Annotated in this window: 2 protein-coding genes; one reads left to right on the plus strand and one right to left on the minus strand. The window is 69.0% G+C overall.

Features of this window, described 5'->3' with window-relative positions; translation table 11 throughout:
- A partial coding sequence (locus ACIRG9_RS31580) for an IS4 family transposase (protein ID WP_402864214.1) occupies nucleotides 1-1,106 on the plus strand: 1,106 nt, incomplete at its 5' end.
- Here the strand turns inward: ACIRG9_RS31580 and ACIRG9_RS31585 are convergent.
- The coding region (locus ACIRG9_RS31585; RefSeq protein ID WP_402864217.1) for a hypothetical protein at nucleotides 1,096-1,277 on the minus strand (182 nt) is incomplete at its 5' end. The two genes, ACIRG9_RS31580 and ACIRG9_RS31585, sit on opposite strands and share 11 nt — an antisense overlap.

Here is a 1,277-nt window from a genome sequence, read left to right on the forward strand (position 1 = left end):
GGCGGCTGCCGGCGCACGTGATGATCCGTTACGTGATCGCGATGGGGCTGTTCTGCGCCGAGTCCTCTGACGAGGTGATGCGTCGGCTGGTGGGTAACCTGCGCAGGCTCGGTTCCTGGGACGATGACTGGCAGGTCCCGACGGCGTCGGCGATCAGCCAGGCACGTCAGCGGCTGGGCGTCGAGCCGGTGAAGATGTTGTTCGACCGGGCGTGCGTGCCGTTGGCGGGGCCGGGCACGAAGGGCGCCTGGCTGGCCCGGCGCCGGCTGATGGCGATCGACGCGACCAGTGTCGATGTGGCCGACACCCCGGCCAACGTGGAACGCTTCGGCCGGATGGGGTCGGGGCCGAAGGCCTCGGCGTACCCGAAACTGCACATCGCGGCCCTCGCTGAGTGCGGCAGCCACGCGATCGTCGGGGCAGTACTCGGCTCGTGCCGCACCGGGGAACGTACCCTGATCAAGGACCTGGCCGGGCGGGTCGGGGCGGGCATGCTGGTCCTGGCTGACGCGGGCCTGTACTCCTTCGACCTGTTCAACTCCTTCGCCGCTACCGGCGCGGACCTGGCCTGGCGGATCGGGGCCTCCGTGTCGGTCGGGCATCTGCGGTGGCTCGCGGACGGCTCCTACCAGGCACTGATCTTCAAGGCGGGGTTGTCCGCGCAACGCCGGGCCAGGCTGGTCGAGCAGGCCCGTACCGGCCAGGAGATCCCCGCCGATCTCGCCCGCCTCGTCAGGGTGGTCGAGTACACCGTCCCGGACCGCAACCCCGACGGCGAACTCATCGTGGTGGTCACCACCCTCACCGACCACCACAAGGTCCCCGCACTCGAGCTGGCGGGCGCTTACCAGCAGCGTTGGGAAGAAGAGTCCGCTCTGGACGAGATCAAAACCGACCTACGCGGCCGCGGCGAAGTCCTCCGATCGAAGACCCCGGACCTGGTCGAACAACAGATGTGGGGACTACTGCTGGCCCACTACGCCATCCGCGCACTGCTGCTGCAAGCCGCCGACCCCGCCGGCTACGACCCCGACCGCATGTCGTTCGTCAAAGGCCTACGCGTCGTGCGCCGCCAGGTCACCGACCAGGCGGCCATTACCCCCTGAGCACCTTTGCACCGCCCTCGACGACGCGCTCACCGAGATCCGCCACCAGCCAAACCCACCCCGACGCGACCGCAGCTGCCCCCGCGTCATCAAACGCGCCCGCCACAACTCCTACCGCGTCAAACGACCCACCGACAAGATCACCCGCCACAACCGACCCGCCATACCCAA

This window comes from Micromonospora sp. NPDC093277 (assembly GCF_044765245.1).
Lineage (GTDB): Bacteria > Actinomycetota > Actinomycetes > Mycobacteriales > Micromonosporaceae > Micromonospora.